A 14,562-nucleotide genomic window follows, 5' to 3' on the forward strand; every position below is an offset into this window, starting at 1 on the left:
ACGAGCACGAAGTTAAGTTTGTTGACCTGCGTTTTACCGATACCAAAGGTAAAGAACAGCACGTTACTATCCCTGCTCACCAGGTTAACGCTGACTTCTTCGAAGAAGGCAAAATGTTCGATGGCTCTTCCATCGGCGGCTGGAAAGGCATTAACGAATCAGACATGGTGCTGATGCCGGATGCAACAACTGCCGTAATGGATCCGTTCTTCGAAGATCCGACGCTCATCATCCGCTGTGACATTCTCGAGCCAGGCACACTGCAGGGCTACGATCGCGACCCGCGCTCCATTGCCAAGCGCGCAGAAGAGTTCCTGCGTTCTTCCGGCATCGCCGACACCGTACTGTTCGGACCTGAGCCAGAGTTCTTCCTGTTTGACGACATCCGTTTCGGCTCTTCAACTTCCGGCTCACACGTGGCTATCGACGACATCGAAGCAGCCTGGAACACCGGTAAAGAGTACGAAGGCGGTAACAAAGGTCACCGTCCAGGTCTGAAAGGCGGCTACTTCCCGGTGCCACCGGTTGACTCATCACAGGACATCCGTTCTGCCATGTGTCTGACCATGGAGCAGATGGGTCTGGTGGTTGAAGCGCATCACCACGAAGTGGCAACCGCGGGTCAGAACGAAGTGGCTACCCGCTTCAACACCATGACCAAGAAAGCTGACGAAATTCAGATCTACAAATATGTCGTGCACAACGTTGCGCACGCCTACGGCAAAACGGCTACCTTTATGCCGAAGCCAATGTTTGGCGACAACGGTTCCGGTATGCACTGCCACATGTCACTGTCTAAAGGCGGCGTAAACCTGTTCTCTGGCGACAAATACGGCGGCCTGTCTGAAACTGCCCTGTTCTACATCGGCGGTATCATCAAGCACGCAAAAGCCATCAACGCCCTGGCAAACCCGACCACCAACTCATACAAGCGTCTGGTCCCAGGCTACGAAGCACCGGTAATGCTGGCTTACTCAGCACGTAACCGTTCTGCCTCTATCCGTATCCCGGTAGTGGCCAGCCCGAAAGCACGTCGTATCGAAGCGCGCTTCCCGGATCCAGCGGCTAACCCATACCTGGCGTTCACCGCACTGCTGATGGCCGGCCTCGACGGCGTGATCAACAAGATCCACCCTGGCGATGCGATGGACAAAAACCTGTACGACCTGCCGCCGGAAGAAGAAGCTGAGATTCCAAAAGTGGCCGGTTCACTGGAAGAAGCGCTGAACGCACTGAACGAAGACCGCGAGTTCCTGACCCGTGGCGGCGTGTTCACGGACGACGCTATCGATGCTTACATCGAACTGCGTAAAGCTGACAACGACCGCGTACGCATGACGCCGCACCCGGTTGAGTTCGAACTGTACTACAGCGTTTAATCCTTAAAAGATTCGCGCAGATGCACCGTAGCCGCCAACGCCGCGACGGTGCTAATCCTGGCGCTGAAGATTTTTTGTTGCCGTGGAAACTTTAGCCCATCTCCGGATGGGCTTTTTTCACCGCGAATTCATCGTTCGACGGATAGATTTGCGTCCCCAAAGGCTATAATGCACTAATTTAGTGCAGAGGAACGCTGTATGGCAACTGGCACGCTGCCCGACGCGGGGCAGATTCTCAACTCCCTGATCAACAGTATTTTGCTGGTCGATAACGATCTGGTTATCCACTACGCCAACCCGGCGGCCCAGCAATTACTGGCGCAAAGCTCACGAAAATTGTTCGGCACGCCCTTACCGGAACTTACCGGCTATTTTTCGCTGAACATTGAGGTAATGAGCGAGAGTTTAGGGGCAGGCCAGGGCTTTACCGATAGCGAAGTCACGTTAGTGGTGGATGGCCGCGCGCACATTATGTCGCTCACGGCACAGCGTCTACCCGACGGATTTATTCTGCTGGAAATGGCGCCGATGGATAATCAGCGCCGTCTCAGCCAGGAGCAGATTCAGCACGCCCAGCAGGTTGCCGCGCGCGATCTGGTACGCGGCCTGGCGCACGAAATTAAAAACCCGCTCGGCGGATTGCGCGGCGCGGCACAGCTGTTATCGCGCGCCCTGCCCGATCCGGCGCTGAATGAATATACCAAAGTGATTATTGAGCAGGCCGACCGGCTGCGTAACCTGGTCGACCGCCTGCTGGGTCCGCAGCAGCCCGGACTGCACGTGACCCAGAGCATCCATCAGGTGGCTGAACGTGTGGTTAACCTGGTGTCGATGGAGCTGCCGGAAAACGTCTCGCTGGTGCGTGATTATGACCCCAGCCTGCCGGAGCTGCCACACGACCCGGACCAGATTGAACAGGTGCTGCTCAACGTGGTGCGTAACGCGCTGCAGGCGCTGGGCGAAGCGGGCGGCACCATTGTCATCCGTACCCGTACCGCGTTTCAGCTGACGTTACACGGCACGCGTTACCGGCTGGTGGCGCGTATCGACATTGAAGATGATGGCCCGGGCATTCCGGCCCAGCTGCAGGATACGCTGTTCTATCCGATGGTCAGCGGACGCGAAGGTGGCACCGGTTTAGGTCTCTCTATCGCCCGCAGCCTGATCGATCAGCATTTGGGAAAAATTGAATTTAACAGTTGGCCAGGCCACACCGAATTCTCGGTTTACCTGCCTATTCGCCAGTGAGGTTTCTATGCAACGAGGGATAGTCTGGATCGTCGATGACGATAGCTCCATCCGCTGGGTGCTTGAACGTGCGCTCACTGGAGCCGGTTTAAGCTGCGCCACCTTTGACAGCGGCAACGAGGTGCTGGATGCGCTCTCGACCAAAACCCCGGACGTATTATTGTCGGATATTCGTATGCCAGGCATGGATGGTCTGGCGCTGCTGAAGCAGATCAAACAGCGTCATCCGATGCTGCCGGTCATCATTATGACCGCGCATTCGGACCTCGACGCGGCGGTCAGCGCTTATCAGCAGGGCGCGTTTGATTACCTGCCAAAGCCGTTTGATATTGATGAAGCGGTCGCACTGGTAGAGCGCGCCATCAGTCACTATCAGGAGCAGCAGCAGCCGCGCAATCAGCCGGTAAGCGGCCCGACCACCGACATCATCGGCGAAGCGCCGGCGATGCAGGATGTCTTCCGCATCATCGGCCGTCTGTCGCGTTCGTCGATCAGCGTGCTGATCAACGGCGAGTCCGGTACCGGTAAAGAGCTGGTCGCGCATGCGCTGCATCGCCACAGCCCGCGCGCCAAATCCCCGTTTATCGCGCTGAATATGGCGGCGATCCCGAAGGATTTGATCGAATCGGAGCTGTTTGGCCACGAGAAAGGCGCGTTTACCGGCGCGAACCAGATTCGTCAGGGCCGCTTTGAGCAGGCCGATGGCGGCACGCTGTTTCTCGACGAAATCGGCGATATGCCGCTTGATGTACAGACGCGCCTGCTGCGCGTGCTGGCCGATGGCCAGTTCTATCGTGTTGGCGGCTATGCGCCGGTCAAAGTGGATGTGCGCATCATCGCTGCAACTCACCAGAATCTGGAGCTGCGCGTGCAGGAGGGCAAATTCCGTGAGGACCTGTTCCATCGCCTCAACGTGATTCGCGTGCATCTGCCGCCGCTGCGTGAACGTCGCGAGGATATCCCGCGTCTGGCGCGCTACTTCCTGCAGGTCGCAGCGCGTGAGCTGGGCGTGGAAGCGAAAATTCTGCATCCGGAGACCGAAGCTGCGCTGACACGGCTGCACTGGTCGGGCAATGTGCGCCAGCTGGAGAACACCTGCCGCTGGCTGACGGTGATGGCTGCGGGCCAGGAAGTGCTGATTCAGGATCTGCCGCCGGAGCTGTTTGAGTCGAGTACGCCGGAAAATCCGGTGCAGTCGCTGCCGGACAGCTGGGCAACGCTGCTGGCGCAGTGGGCAGACCGCGCGCTGCGTTCCGGTCATCAGAACCTGCTGTCAGAAGCACAGCCGGAGATGGAGCGTACGCTGCTGACCACTGCGCTGCGTCATACGCAGGGCCACAAGCAGGAAGCGGCACGTTTACTGGGCTGGGGCCGCAATACGCTCACGCGTAAACTGAAAGAACTGGGCATGGAATAACGCGGAAAAGTGTAAAAGGGTTATTTATTGCACATTTTCTGCGCGTAACATCTGTACAGACCGGTGCCGTTCAGTATCATACGGGCGGCAATCGGGAGAGGCTAACATGTTGCAATCTGTCATCCAGCTGATCGCGCATAACGTGGCGGCAATCGGTAATGCTGTGACTCACTCACCGCAAACCGCGCTGGCCGCCGTGGTCTGCGCCATCAGCGTCAGTCTGTTCAGTTAACATAAAGGGAGCGCTGGCTCCCTTTATGCTTAAATTACCCGCGAAAATTGCTGCATCCGTGCTTTCTGCCGCAGATAGCGGTCAAAGCACATGCAGATGTTGCGAATCAGCAGACGGCCAATGCCGGTGACCTGCAGCCGGCGCTCACCGATCTCAAGCAAGCCGTCCGCCACCAGCGGCGTCAGCAGCGCTAAGTCCTCAGCGAAATAGCGTTCAAACACCACCGGCCACCGGGCTTCGATGTCGGCAAAATCCAGCGCAAAGTTACAGATCAGCGCTTTAATTACATCCCGCCGCAGACAATCATCCTCGCTCAGGGTTAAACCGCGCCACAGCGCATGGCCCTGCTGTTCAACGCTGGCATACCAGGCTTTTAACTCTTTCTGATTCTGCGCATAGCTGTCGCCCAGCATGCTGATGGCCGAAACGCCCAGCCCGAGCAGTTCGGTTTCGCCCTGCGTGGTGTAACCCTGGAAGTTGCGATGCAGTACGCCGGCGCGCTGCGCCACCGCCAGTTCATCATCCGGTTTGGCAAAATGGTCCATGCCAATAAACTGGTAACCCGCACCGGTCAGCGTCGCGATGGTTTGCTGCAGGATTTGCAGCTTCTGCGCCGCCGTCGGCAGCTCCTCATCTTTGATTTTGCGCTGAGCGGCAAACAGCGCAGGCATGTGCGCATAGTTGAAGACGCTGAGGCGATCCGGATTGAGCGCAATCACCCGCTGCAGCGTAAAGGCAAAGCTCTCTGGCGTCTGTAGCGGCAGGCCGTAGATTAAATCCAGACTGACTGAGCGGAATCCCTGCGCGCGGGCACGCTGCACCAGGGCGAAAATGGTCTCTTCATCCTGAACGCGGTTGACCCGCTCCTGCACCGCCTTGTTGAAATCCTGCACGCCCATGCTCAGGCGATTGAAGCCCTCCGCGCGCAGGTGATCGATCATCTCCAGCTCAATTTCACGCGGATCGACTTCGATCGACATCTCAACATCGTCAGCGATGTCGAAATGGCTGCGCAGCAGCGCCACCAGCCGGCTGACCTGCTGCTGATTAAGGAAGGTGGGCGTGCCGCCGCCCCAGTGCAGCTGCGTAACGCGACGGCCGGCAAACAGCGGAGCGCGCTGACGAATCTCCTGCGCCAGAACCTCCAGATAGCGATCGGCCTTGTGCAGCTGGCGCGTCACGATTTTATTGCAGCCGCAGAAGTAACACAGACGATGGCAGAACGGGATATGCACATACAGCGATAGCGCGCGCTCGGGATAGCGCTCAACCGCGCGCTGAAAATCGCTCGCGCCAAAGCTTTCACTGAATTCCAGCGCGGTGGGATAGGAGGTGTAGCGTGGACCGGCGTAATTGTATTTTTCGATGAGCCGCTGATCCCACTCAATCTGCTGCGATGACATGCTCACTCCTTACGGTGACGTCGTCTGAGGGCGGGTCGCGTGGCAGAAGAGGAGAAGAAGCGCTGGGCGGAACGCCGCCGTAAGCGCGATTTCAGCCGCGACAGGCGGCGTAGTTTAAACAATAACCACAGCAGATAACATGTCAGCAGCAGCGCTAAAATTGATCCAGGCCAAAACATAGGTGAATACCTGTTTAGCGCGGCATGCGCAAAGCCGCATGCCGATCAAAAATGGCGGTTAGTGGCCCTTAAGCAGGCGCATCATATCCTCTTCTGCCTGCTCGTCTTCGGCGTCGTCGTCCAGCGCAATGCCCAGCGTTTCCATCAGCTCGTCAATGCGATCCAGCGTCTCATCCAGCCACGCCTGATCTTCTGCGCTCAGGGTTTCGCCGCTCTCAAGGCGATCGAGCAGCGTGTCGAGACGCTCATCGTTCTCCAGCTTCGCCAGCTCTTCCTGCGGCGTCAGACGCACTTTTTCGGCTTTGGGCTTTGGCTTCGCCACTTTCTTTTCGGGCAGAGTTTTGCCGTCCGCCACCAGCGCGACTGGCTTTTTGCTGCCCACGCGCGGATCGGCGCTCTTTTGGCTGTGCCCTTTACCGGCGCTCTGCGTTTCCGGGTTGGCGCGGCTGCCGGATTTGTGGCCGCTGTGCTTTTTATCGCGCTTGCGATCGCGGGCTTCCTGGTTCAGTTCTTCACGCGATTTGCGTTTCGCTTTAGCAGCAGGTTTGCCACGCTGGGCTGGTGCAGGTTGCTTCATGTGTTCGGTCTCGGCGATGCCTGGTGAGTTCAGTATAGAATTGCGGCGAAATCTAGCAGAAAGATGACAAAGAAAAAAGGCGATAGCCTGTGCTATCGCCTTATTTCGCACCTTCATACGAAGGAAACACGCGTCAAATCCTTTACGGCTCACAACGTCCCGGTTGCTCCATCGCCACATCGCTCCTGCGAGTAATCCCTGTCCCTGTCCGATTCCTGCCTGAATCGCTCTCCTGCCATGCTCGCGGTCATCCCCGACGCTCCTGAGCTCATCATCCTGATGGGTGCTGCCGTGCACTGACAACAAATGTAGACCAAACAGTAAATTGAACAAGTGAGACTTGTCTCTAATTTAGAGCGGTCTTTTTCATGTTTAACGTAATACATTGAAAATAAACAATATTATAACGAATGAACGTTGCATGAATCCGTCATCACTGGTAGCAGTTAGCGGCGATCTCTTACAAAATGGCGCGTTAAGACGCCTGTCGGGCACTTTTGCGCCATAACAGGTATAATCAGCGCCATTGCCCGATCATTCTGCTGGAGTTTTACATTGTCTGCTTTGAACTATCACGTCACCCATTTCATGCTCAGCGCGCCGGATATTCGTCATTTACCGGCGGATACGGGCATTGAAGTTGCCTTTGCCGGGCGCTCAAATGCAGGCAAATCCAGCGCGCTGAATACCCTGACCAACCAGAAAAGCCTGGCGCGTACCAGTAAAACACCAGGTCGCACGCAGCTGATTAACCTGTTTGAAGTGGTGGAAGGCAAACGCCTGGTGGATTTACCAGGTTACGGTTATGCGGAAGTCCCGGAAGAGATGAAGCGTAAATGGCAGCGCGCGCTGGGTGAATATTTGCAGAAACGTCAGGCCCTGAAAGGACTGGTGGTGCTGATGGATATCCGCCATCCGCTTAAAGATCTCGATCAGCAAATGGTTGAGTGGGCGGTGCAGAGCGGTATTCCAGTTATGATTCTGCTGACTAAAGCCGACAAGCTGGCTTCCGGTGCCCGTAAAGCGCAGCTGAACATGGTGCGTGAGGCATCGCTGGCATTTATGGGCGATGTCCAGGTCGAGATGTTCTCATCGCTGAAAAAACTGGGCGTCGATAAGCTGCGTCAGAAACTTGATACCTGGTTTAGCGAGCTGACTCCGGCGCAGGAAGGCGGCGGTGAAGCGCTGTCAGAGTAGCGCCTGAGCGGACCTTTGCGTCCGCTTTTTTTCAGAAAAAGCCCAATAAAAAACGCCCCAGTCATAAATGACTGGGGCGGCTAATATTCAGCCAAATCCGATTACGTGAAGTAAAAGGTCTGAAAGATAGAACATCTTACCTCTGTACCCTACGCGATGAACTTTACCCGATTTTTTCTGACCAACAAAGGGTTTTTTGTTGTTAAGTTTCAGAATTCGACATCTTTTTTACCAGCTTCGTCACATTTTCGTGCAGGGCATGTAGTTTAATTACCAAAAAAATGCTTAGCCGATAAGCAGTTACTTAACCTGTATTTTACCGGCAGTTTTGATGACCGGCTGAACCGATTAAGTAAACTTTTTTCTTATGACGTTACCCGCCGCCTGCATCTGCGGCGGGCAGCGGGCCTTTAGTGCGCCTGATCCCAGTTATCACCGGTTCCCACTTCAACCTGCAGCGGTACATCCAGCTTCATGCTGTTCTCCATCAGTTCGCGGATCGTCTGGCTGGCACCTGCGACGGCATCTTTGTGGATCTCAAATACCAGTTCATCGTGTACCTGCATGATCATTTTCACCTCATCACTGTTCTGCAGCAGCAGCCAGCCGTCAACGGCGATCATGGCACGTTTGATGATGTCCGCCGCGGTGCCCTGCATCGGTGCGTTGATCGCCGCACGTTCGGCAGCTTTACGGCGAATGGCATTGCTGGAGTTGATGTCCGGCAGCCACAGACGACGACCATCCAGCGTCTCGACGTATCCCTTATCCGCGGCTTGCGCGCGCGTCGCTTCCATATAACGCAGCACGCCCGGATAGCGCTCAAAGTAGAGATCCATGTACTTCTTCGCTTCGCCGGCACCAATATTCAGCTGACGCGACAAACCAAATGCGCTCATGCCATAAATCAGTCCGAAGTTGATTGCTTTCGCACTGCGGCGCTGCTCACCGGAAACCTTGCTTAGCGCCACACCAAACACTTCGGACGCCGTGGCGCGGTGGATATCCTCACCCTGCGCAAACGCATCCAGCAGGCCTTTGTCCTGCGACAGGTGCGCCATAATTCGCAGCTCAATCTGCGAATAGTCGGCAGCCACGATGCGCTTATCCGCGCCCGCAATAAACGCCTGACGGATGCGCCGTCCCTCTTCGTTGCGCACCGGAATGTTTTGCAGGTTCGGGTCGGTCGAGGAGAGTCGTCCGGTGGCCGTCACCGCCTGGTGATAAGAGGTGTGTACCCGGCCGGTGATCGGATTGATCATCTGCGGCAGCTTATCGGTGTAAGTGGATTTCAGCTTTGACAGGCCGCGATGCTCAAGAATCACTTTCGGCAGCGGATAGTCGAGCGCCAGCTCAGCCAGCACTTCTTCACTGGTCGATGGCGCGCCGCCCGGCGTTTTCTTCGTCGGCTTAATCCCCTGCTTCTCAAACAGAATGGTTTGCAGCTGTTTGGTGGAGGAGAGGTTGAAAGGCTCGCCGGCCAGCTCGTGCGCCTTCTGCTCCAGCTCGGCCAGACGCGTGGTCAGCTCCTGCGAATGTTTCGCGAGGATGTTCTGATCGATCAGCACACCGTTGCGCTCTACGCGGGAAATGACCGTCACCAGCGGCATCTCAATCGCCTCGAATACCTGTTTCGGACCAGCTTCCTGCTCCAGCTTCGGCCACATCTGCAAGTGCAGCTGCAGCGTGACGTCAGCGTCTTCTGCCGCATAGTGCGCCGCCTGCTCAAGCGCGATCTGATTGAAGGTGAGCTGATTTTTACCTTTACCGGCGATTTCTTCGAAAGTGACGGTTTTGTGGTTAAGCCAGCGGGCCGCCAGGCTGTCCATGTCATGCTTGCCGCCGACGCTGTTCAGGCAGTAAGACTCCAGCATGGTGTCGAATTTGATGCCGTTCAGCTCAATATCGTAATTTTTCAGCACGCCACGATCGTACTTCAGATTCTGCCCGACCTTCGCTGCTTTACTGTCCTCCAGCAGCGGTTTCAGCTGCTTCAGCACCGCGGCGCGATCCAGCTGCGGTGGCGCGTCAAGATAGTCATGCGCCACCGGCAGGTAAGCGGCCTCGCCCGGTGCCACGGCGAAGGCAATGCCGACAATATTGGCGCTCAGGGTATCCAGCGAATCGGTTTCCAGGTCAAAAGCAAACACGTCGGCGCTTTGCAGTTTTTTCAGCCAGTCGGCAAAGGTCGCCTCGTCGAGGATGGTGACATAGCCGTCGGATGACAGCACGCTGACCGTTTCCGCTGCGGCCACGACGGGTTCATCCGGCAGCGATTTCTGCGCCTGGCTATTACTCTTTTTACCCTGCAGCCATTTTCCTTCCTGCAGATCGGCTAGCCAGCGTTTGAATTCATAGCGGCTGAACAGCGTCTGCAATGCTTCAACGTCAGGCTCGTTAACCGTCAGCTGCTCGCAGGCCAGCTCCAGTTCCACATCGGTTTTGATGGTCGCCAGCTGGTAGGAGAGAAACGCCACATCGCGATTCTGCTCCAGCTTCGCCGCCATGGTTTTTGCTCCACGGAAGGAGAGCCCGGCCACTTTATCAAGGTTGTCGTAGATGGATTGCATGCCGCCCAGCCCCTGCAGCAGCGCCTGTGCGGTTTTCTCGCCCACGCCCGGTACGCCCGGGATGTTGTCCGAGCTGTCGCCCATCATGGCGAGGAAATCGATAATCAGCGAAGGCGGTACTCCGTATTTCTGCTCGACTTCTTCCGGACCGAGCACGGTGTTGGTCATGGTGTTAATCAGAGTAATGCCCGGCGTCACCAGCTGCGCCATGTCTTTATCGCCGGTGCTGATCAGCACCGCACGCCCCTGCTTTTCCGCTTCCAGCGCCAGCGTGCCAATCACGTCATCGGCTTCCACGCCGGACACCGCCAGCAGCGGCAGCCCCATGGCTTTTACCATTTCATGCAGCGGCGCGATTTGCGCGCGTAAATCGTCCGGCATCGGTGGACGATGCGATTTGTAATTTTCAAACAGCTCATCGCGGAACGTTTTGCCTTTGGCATCGAAGACCACAGCCACATGGCTGGGTTGATACTGCATCAGCAGGCTTTTCAGCATGTTGAGCACACCATACATGGCGCCGGTTGGCTCACCCGCACTGTTGGTCAGCGGCGGAAAGGCATGATATGCACGGTAGAGGTAGGAAGAGCCATCTACCAGAATCAGGGGATTTTCTGCAATTTGCGCCATAGGTTTGTATTTTCTTCGTTGCGATAATCAGGGTTATAAGGATGCCACAACCAGCGAACAATGTTGAAGTAACAGCAGAAAGTGAGGATCTTTTTCGCGGTTACGCGGCGCGGATCGCAAGGATCATCTTGTGGATAACTTTGTGCGTAAAATTCATAACGTATTGTTATTTACGTTAATTGCAATCATTTTACGGTTAAAATGCTTTTACAATCAGTCAGTTATAATCTTGCCGTGATACGAAACACCTTTTTAAAAAGGCGATCGTCTATGTGGATATTAAGCGAAAGGGTAATCAAAAAACGCTGGCGGTAAGGGATGAATGGCTTAGTGAATTAAGGATATGGTGTGGGTTGGTTTCACTGTAGCGGCGGGTGATAACCGCGCCGCTACAGCATAAGCCATCGCGTTGTCAGCGCTTAATTACTTTTTCTCAACCAGGAATTTCACGACGTTGGCATAATCCGCCACGAAGTTATCCATTGAGCTGGTGTCCAGGCCGCCGTTGTTAACCATGTATTTGCCGTTAACAAAAATCGCCGGTACGCCCTGCAGATTAACATCCGAAGCCGCTTTCTGCTGCTGTGCAACCAGCGCCTTCACGGCGAAGCTGTTCCACGCTGCATCGTAATCTTCAGAGGTAATACCCGCTGCTTTAATGAAGGTTTCTTTCAGGCTGGCTGCGTCGGTAATGGTCTGGGTCTTCTGGATGCCGTCGAAAATCGGTGCGGTCACTTTATCTTCCACACCCAGCGCCATTGCCACTGCCCACGCATGCGTGACCACCGGACCGAAGTCGCCGCCGAGGAAATCAACGTGATATTTGGTCACTTTGGTGTCCGCTGGCAGATTTTTTCTTACCGCATCGCTGACGTGGTAAATGCGTTCAAACTGGTAGCAGTGCGGGCAGAAGAAGGAGAAGAATTCCATAACCTGCGGCTCACCGGCGACCGGTTTTGGCAGCGTAACGTACTGTTTGCCGTCGTTGAACTGTGCCGCTGAGGCGCTAAATGCCAGCATCAAACCTACCAGCGCAAACCAAATCTTTTTCATCGTGAGAACATCTCCTGAGTACTTCATTAAAATTGCGGGCTAAGCTGTAACGGCGGTTCGTGTAACAACTTTTCCTGCTCGATAAATAGTGCAATCTGCCGGCGCCAGAAGTCCTCATCGGTCATCCAGGGGAAGGCGCGCGGAAAAGCGGGATCCTGCCAGCGGCGTACCACCCAGGCCAGATAATAAACCATGCGCATGGCGCGTAAAGACTCAATCAGTGTCAATTCGTGTAAATCGAAATCACCAAATTCGTTATACGCTTCCAGCAAAATATCCCACTGGATGAATTGCTCCTGACGGCTGCCGTTCACCAGCATCCACAAATCCTGCACAGCCGGACCGGTGCGCGCGTCATCGAGATCGACAAACATCGGCCCATCGCGCCACAGAATATTGCCGGGATGGCAGTCACCGTGCAGCCGGAGCGGTTGCCACTGGCTATGCCAGCTCTGCTGCAGCGTGGCGCTGAGTTTATCTAACGCCTTCAGTAGCGCATCCTTCAGCGAGGCGGGCACCAGCGCGCTCTGTTCCAGCTGCAGACGTGGCTCAACCACATACTCCTGCAGGCCCAGAGTGGGCCGCTGGCGGAACGGGCTGTGGCGTCCGGTTTGATGGATACGGCCAAGGAAACGACCTACCCACTCCATCTGCTCTTCATTGTCGGTTTCATACTGCCGGCCACCGAGGCTGGGAAACACCGCGAACATAAAGCCTGCGTGCTGATTGAGCGTATTGCCCTGCAGCGTCAGCGGCGCGGCAACCGGCACTTCATCGTCCAGCAGATCCTGAGCAAAGCGATGCTCTTCAGCGATCTGCGCGGCGCTCCAGCGTTGCGGACGATAGAACTTAGCGACATAACGTCGCTTATCCTCATCGCTGAACTGATACACGCGGTTTTCGTAGCTGTTCAGGGCGGTTAAGCCGGACTCGACCCGCAGACCGGCATCCCAGAGCGCATCAAGGATGACGTCGGGATTCAGCGTCTGAAAATTAAAAGCGGCTTCGCTCATCATTGTGCCTGTGTGTTACCTGTGCGTTGAACGCGCAAGGATAACACTACTCATCATCCTTGATCACACCGCGCGCACGTAATAGCGCGCTTTTGAAGTCCACTTCATAATCTTTCTTCAGACCCGGGATCACAGCCTGACTACCGGCATCACGCATTTTGAGATGGTAAATCAATACGTCATCGCTTAATTCACTTAATGGGCCACTGAAACCTGATTCCTGCGCCAGTTTTTGTAAAAATGCCAGCAGGTTGAGATCGGGTTCTTGCTGCCAGGCAGGCTGCAGCAGTTCGAGCAGTTCATTGAGTCGGTGATATTTCATCATTGATTCCTTTGCGCAGGTGGTTCGCTACCGCGAGTTAAGTATCGTCCAGAATAAACAGGGAGACGAAGATGACCGCATTTACCGGTGTGATCCTCGCAGGCGGGCAAGGCAGCCGTATGGGAGGTCAGGATAAGGGCTTGCTGCCATTACAGGGCAAACCGCTTTATCAGCACGTTCTGCAGCGTTTACAGCCGCAGGTCAATATTGTGTTGATTAGCGCCAACCGTAACATTGATCGTTATCAGGCAAGTGGTTGTCAGGTGATTCGTGATTCGCTGCCTGATTATCCCGGTCCGCTGGCAGGAATGCTCAGCGGCCTGCGGCACAGCCAGACCGAATGGGTGGCGTTTTGCGCCTGCGATACGCCGTGGCTACCGCAGGATTTTGTTGCACGGCTGTGGCAGCAGCGTGGTGCAGCCGCCGCCGTGTGGGTGACATCGGGTCAGCGTGATCATCCGGCGCTGGCCCTGGTGCATCGTGCGCTGGCCGATGATCTGGAAGCGTGGCTGCTGCGCGGAGAACGTCGTCTGATGCAGTTTATGCGAGAACATGGCGGACACGGCGTACTGTTTGATGATGATGAAGCCGCCTTCCGCAATATCAATACGCCTGACGATTTGGTTAATGAGGAAAGTGCGTGATGAGTGTGCCGTTACTGGCGGTGGTGGGCTGGAGTGGCACCGGCAAAACCACCCTGTTACAACAGGTGATTCCGCTACTGAGAACGCAGGGCATTCGCCCCGGACTGATCAAGCATACCCATCATCAGATGGACATCGATACGCCGGGAAAAGACAGTTATCTGCTGCGCAAAGCGGGAGCCGATCAGGTGATCGTCGCCAGCGAACAGCGCTGGGCGTTAATGTGTGAAACGCCACAACAGCCGCTTAGTTTAGCGCAGCTGGCAAGCCGTATGGACGCTGCATCGCTGGATCTGGTGCTGGTCGAGGGGTCTAAACAGGAACCCGTGCCCAGGATGGTGCTATGGCGGCGCGGCGTTAAGAGGGAAATTGATGAATTGCTGGACGACTGGGTGATTGCCGTAGCGACGGATGAAGCGTTAGCGCTTCAGGTACCGGTGCTGGATATCAATCAGCCTGAGCAGGTTGCAGAGTATATTGTTCAATGGCTAAAAAACCGCTAATCACACGGTTTTAGCGATCGCCAGACGTAAAGAAGCCCCGGACTCTCGTCCGGGGCTTCTTTACGGGTTTGATGCCTGGCAGTTCCCTACTCTCGCATGGGGAGGCCCCACACTACCATCGGCGCTACGGCGTTTCACTTCTGAGTTCGGCATGGGGTCAGGTGGGACCACCGCGCTGTTGCCGCCAGGCAAATT

At 55.7% G+C, this 14,562-nt stretch carries 13 protein-coding genes and 1 rRNA gene; 7 read left to right on the plus strand and 7 right to left on the minus strand.

Features of this window, described 5'->3' with window-relative positions; translation table 11 throughout:
- The 4 genes from glnA to FT726_RS23020 all read left to right on the plus strand — a co-directional run.
- Positions 1 to 1,379 (plus strand): glutamate--ammonia ligase (gene glnA, locus FT726_RS23005; RefSeq protein WP_346303511.1); only part of this gene is annotated, 1,379 nt, incomplete at its 5' end.
- Between the two features lie 198 nt (positions 1,380 to 1,577).
- Positions 1,578 to 2,627 carry a nitrogen regulation protein NR(II) gene (glnL, locus tag FT726_RS23010; protein WP_282996541.1) on the plus strand — a complete coding sequence of 350 codons (1,050 nt, stop codon included), beginning with the start codon at positions 1,578 to 1,580 and terminating at the stop codon, positions 2,625 to 2,627.
- 7 nt (positions 2,628 to 2,634) lie between these two features.
- Entirely contained in the window at positions 2,635 to 4,044 is a 1,410-nt protein-coding gene (glnG, locus tag FT726_RS23015) for a nitrogen regulation protein NR(I) (RefSeq protein ID WP_031279642.1), read from the plus strand.
- A gap of 106 nt (positions 4,045 to 4,150) precedes the next feature.
- The gene (locus tag FT726_RS23020; protein WP_021507120.1) at positions 4,151 to 4,276 is read left to right on the plus strand and encodes a YshB family small membrane protein; all 126 of its coding nucleotides are present in this window, start codon (positions 4,151 to 4,153) and stop codon (positions 4,274 to 4,276) included.
- Between the two features lie 29 nt (positions 4,277 to 4,305).
- Here the strand turns inward: FT726_RS23020 and hemN are convergent, their stop codons facing one another.
- On the minus strand, positions 4,306 to 5,679 hold the full coding sequence (gene hemN / locus FT726_RS23025) for an oxygen-independent coproporphyrinogen III oxidase (RefSeq protein ID WP_288421271.1): 1,374 nt from the start codon (positions 5,677 to 5,679) through the stop codon (positions 4,306 to 4,308).
- A gap of 237 nt (positions 5,680 to 5,916) precedes the next feature.
- Positions 5,917 to 6,435: a Der GTPase-activating protein YihI gene (yihI, locus tag FT726_RS23030; RefSeq protein WP_058775454.1), complete on the minus strand. Its 519-nt coding sequence runs from the start codon at positions 6,433 to 6,435 to the stop codon at positions 5,917 to 5,919.
- A 555-nt stretch (positions 6,436 to 6,990) separates the two neighbouring features.
- On the opposite strand from yihI, the gene yihA reads away from it, so the two are divergent.
- On the plus strand, positions 6,991 to 7,632 hold the full coding sequence (gene yihA / locus FT726_RS23035; RefSeq protein WP_215480736.1) for a ribosome biogenesis GTP-binding protein YihA/YsxC: 642 nt from the start codon (positions 6,991 to 6,993) through the stop codon (positions 7,630 to 7,632).
- Positions 7,633 to 8,042: 410 nt separating this feature from the next.
- Here the strand turns inward: yihA and polA are convergent, their stop codons facing one another.
- The 4 genes from polA to FT726_RS23055 form a co-directional block, all read right to left on the minus strand.
- Entirely contained in the window at positions 8,043 to 10,832 is a 2,790-nt protein-coding gene (gene polA / locus FT726_RS23040) for a DNA polymerase I (protein ID WP_282996539.1), read from the minus strand.
- Positions 10,833 to 11,255: 423 nt separating this feature from the next.
- Positions 11,256 to 11,885 (minus strand): thiol:disulfide interchange protein DsbA, encoded by a 630-nt coding sequence (gene dsbA / locus FT726_RS23045; RefSeq protein WP_021507125.1) that lies wholly within the window; start codon positions 11,883 to 11,885, stop codon positions 11,256 to 11,258.
- 26 nt (positions 11,886 to 11,911) lie between these two features.
- A complete protein-coding gene (locus FT726_RS23050) occupies positions 11,912 to 12,898 on the minus strand; it encodes a serine/threonine protein kinase (protein WP_288421276.1) in 987 nt (328 codons plus the stop codon).
- Positions 12,899 to 12,944: 46 nt separating this feature from the next.
- Positions 12,945 to 13,220 carry a YihD family protein gene (locus FT726_RS23055; RefSeq protein WP_021313943.1) on the minus strand — a complete coding sequence of 92 codons (276 nt, stop codon included), beginning with the start codon at positions 13,218 to 13,220 and terminating at the stop codon, positions 12,945 to 12,947.
- Positions 13,221 to 13,291: 71 nt separating this feature from the next.
- Here FT726_RS23055 and mobA point away from each other — a divergent pair, with 71 nt between their 5' ends.
- Together mobA and mobB are read left to right on the plus strand one after the other, a co-directional pair.
- On the plus strand, positions 13,292 to 13,864 hold the full coding sequence (gene mobA, locus FT726_RS23060; protein WP_021507127.1) for a molybdenum cofactor guanylyltransferase MobA: 573 nt from the start codon (positions 13,292 to 13,294) through the stop codon (positions 13,862 to 13,864).
- The gene (mobB, locus tag FT726_RS23065; protein WP_288421277.1) at positions 13,864 to 14,367 is read left to right on the plus strand and encodes a molybdopterin-guanine dinucleotide biosynthesis protein MobB; all 504 of its coding nucleotides are present in this window, start codon (positions 13,864 to 13,866) and stop codon (positions 14,365 to 14,367) included. Before mobA ends, mobB begins: the two co-directional genes overlap by 1 nt.
- A 73-nt stretch (positions 14,368 to 14,440) precedes the next feature.
- Here mobB and rrf read toward each other — a convergent pair.
- A 5S ribosomal RNA gene (gene rrf, locus FT726_RS23070) occupies positions 14,441 to 14,556 on the minus strand.
- Positions 14,557 to 14,562: the final 6 nt, after the last annotated feature.

The sequence above is a fragment of the Pantoea sp. Morm genome, assembly GCF_016643525.1.
Classification (GTDB): Bacteria; Pseudomonadota; Gammaproteobacteria; order Enterobacterales; family Enterobacteriaceae; genus Pantoea; species Pantoea dispersa.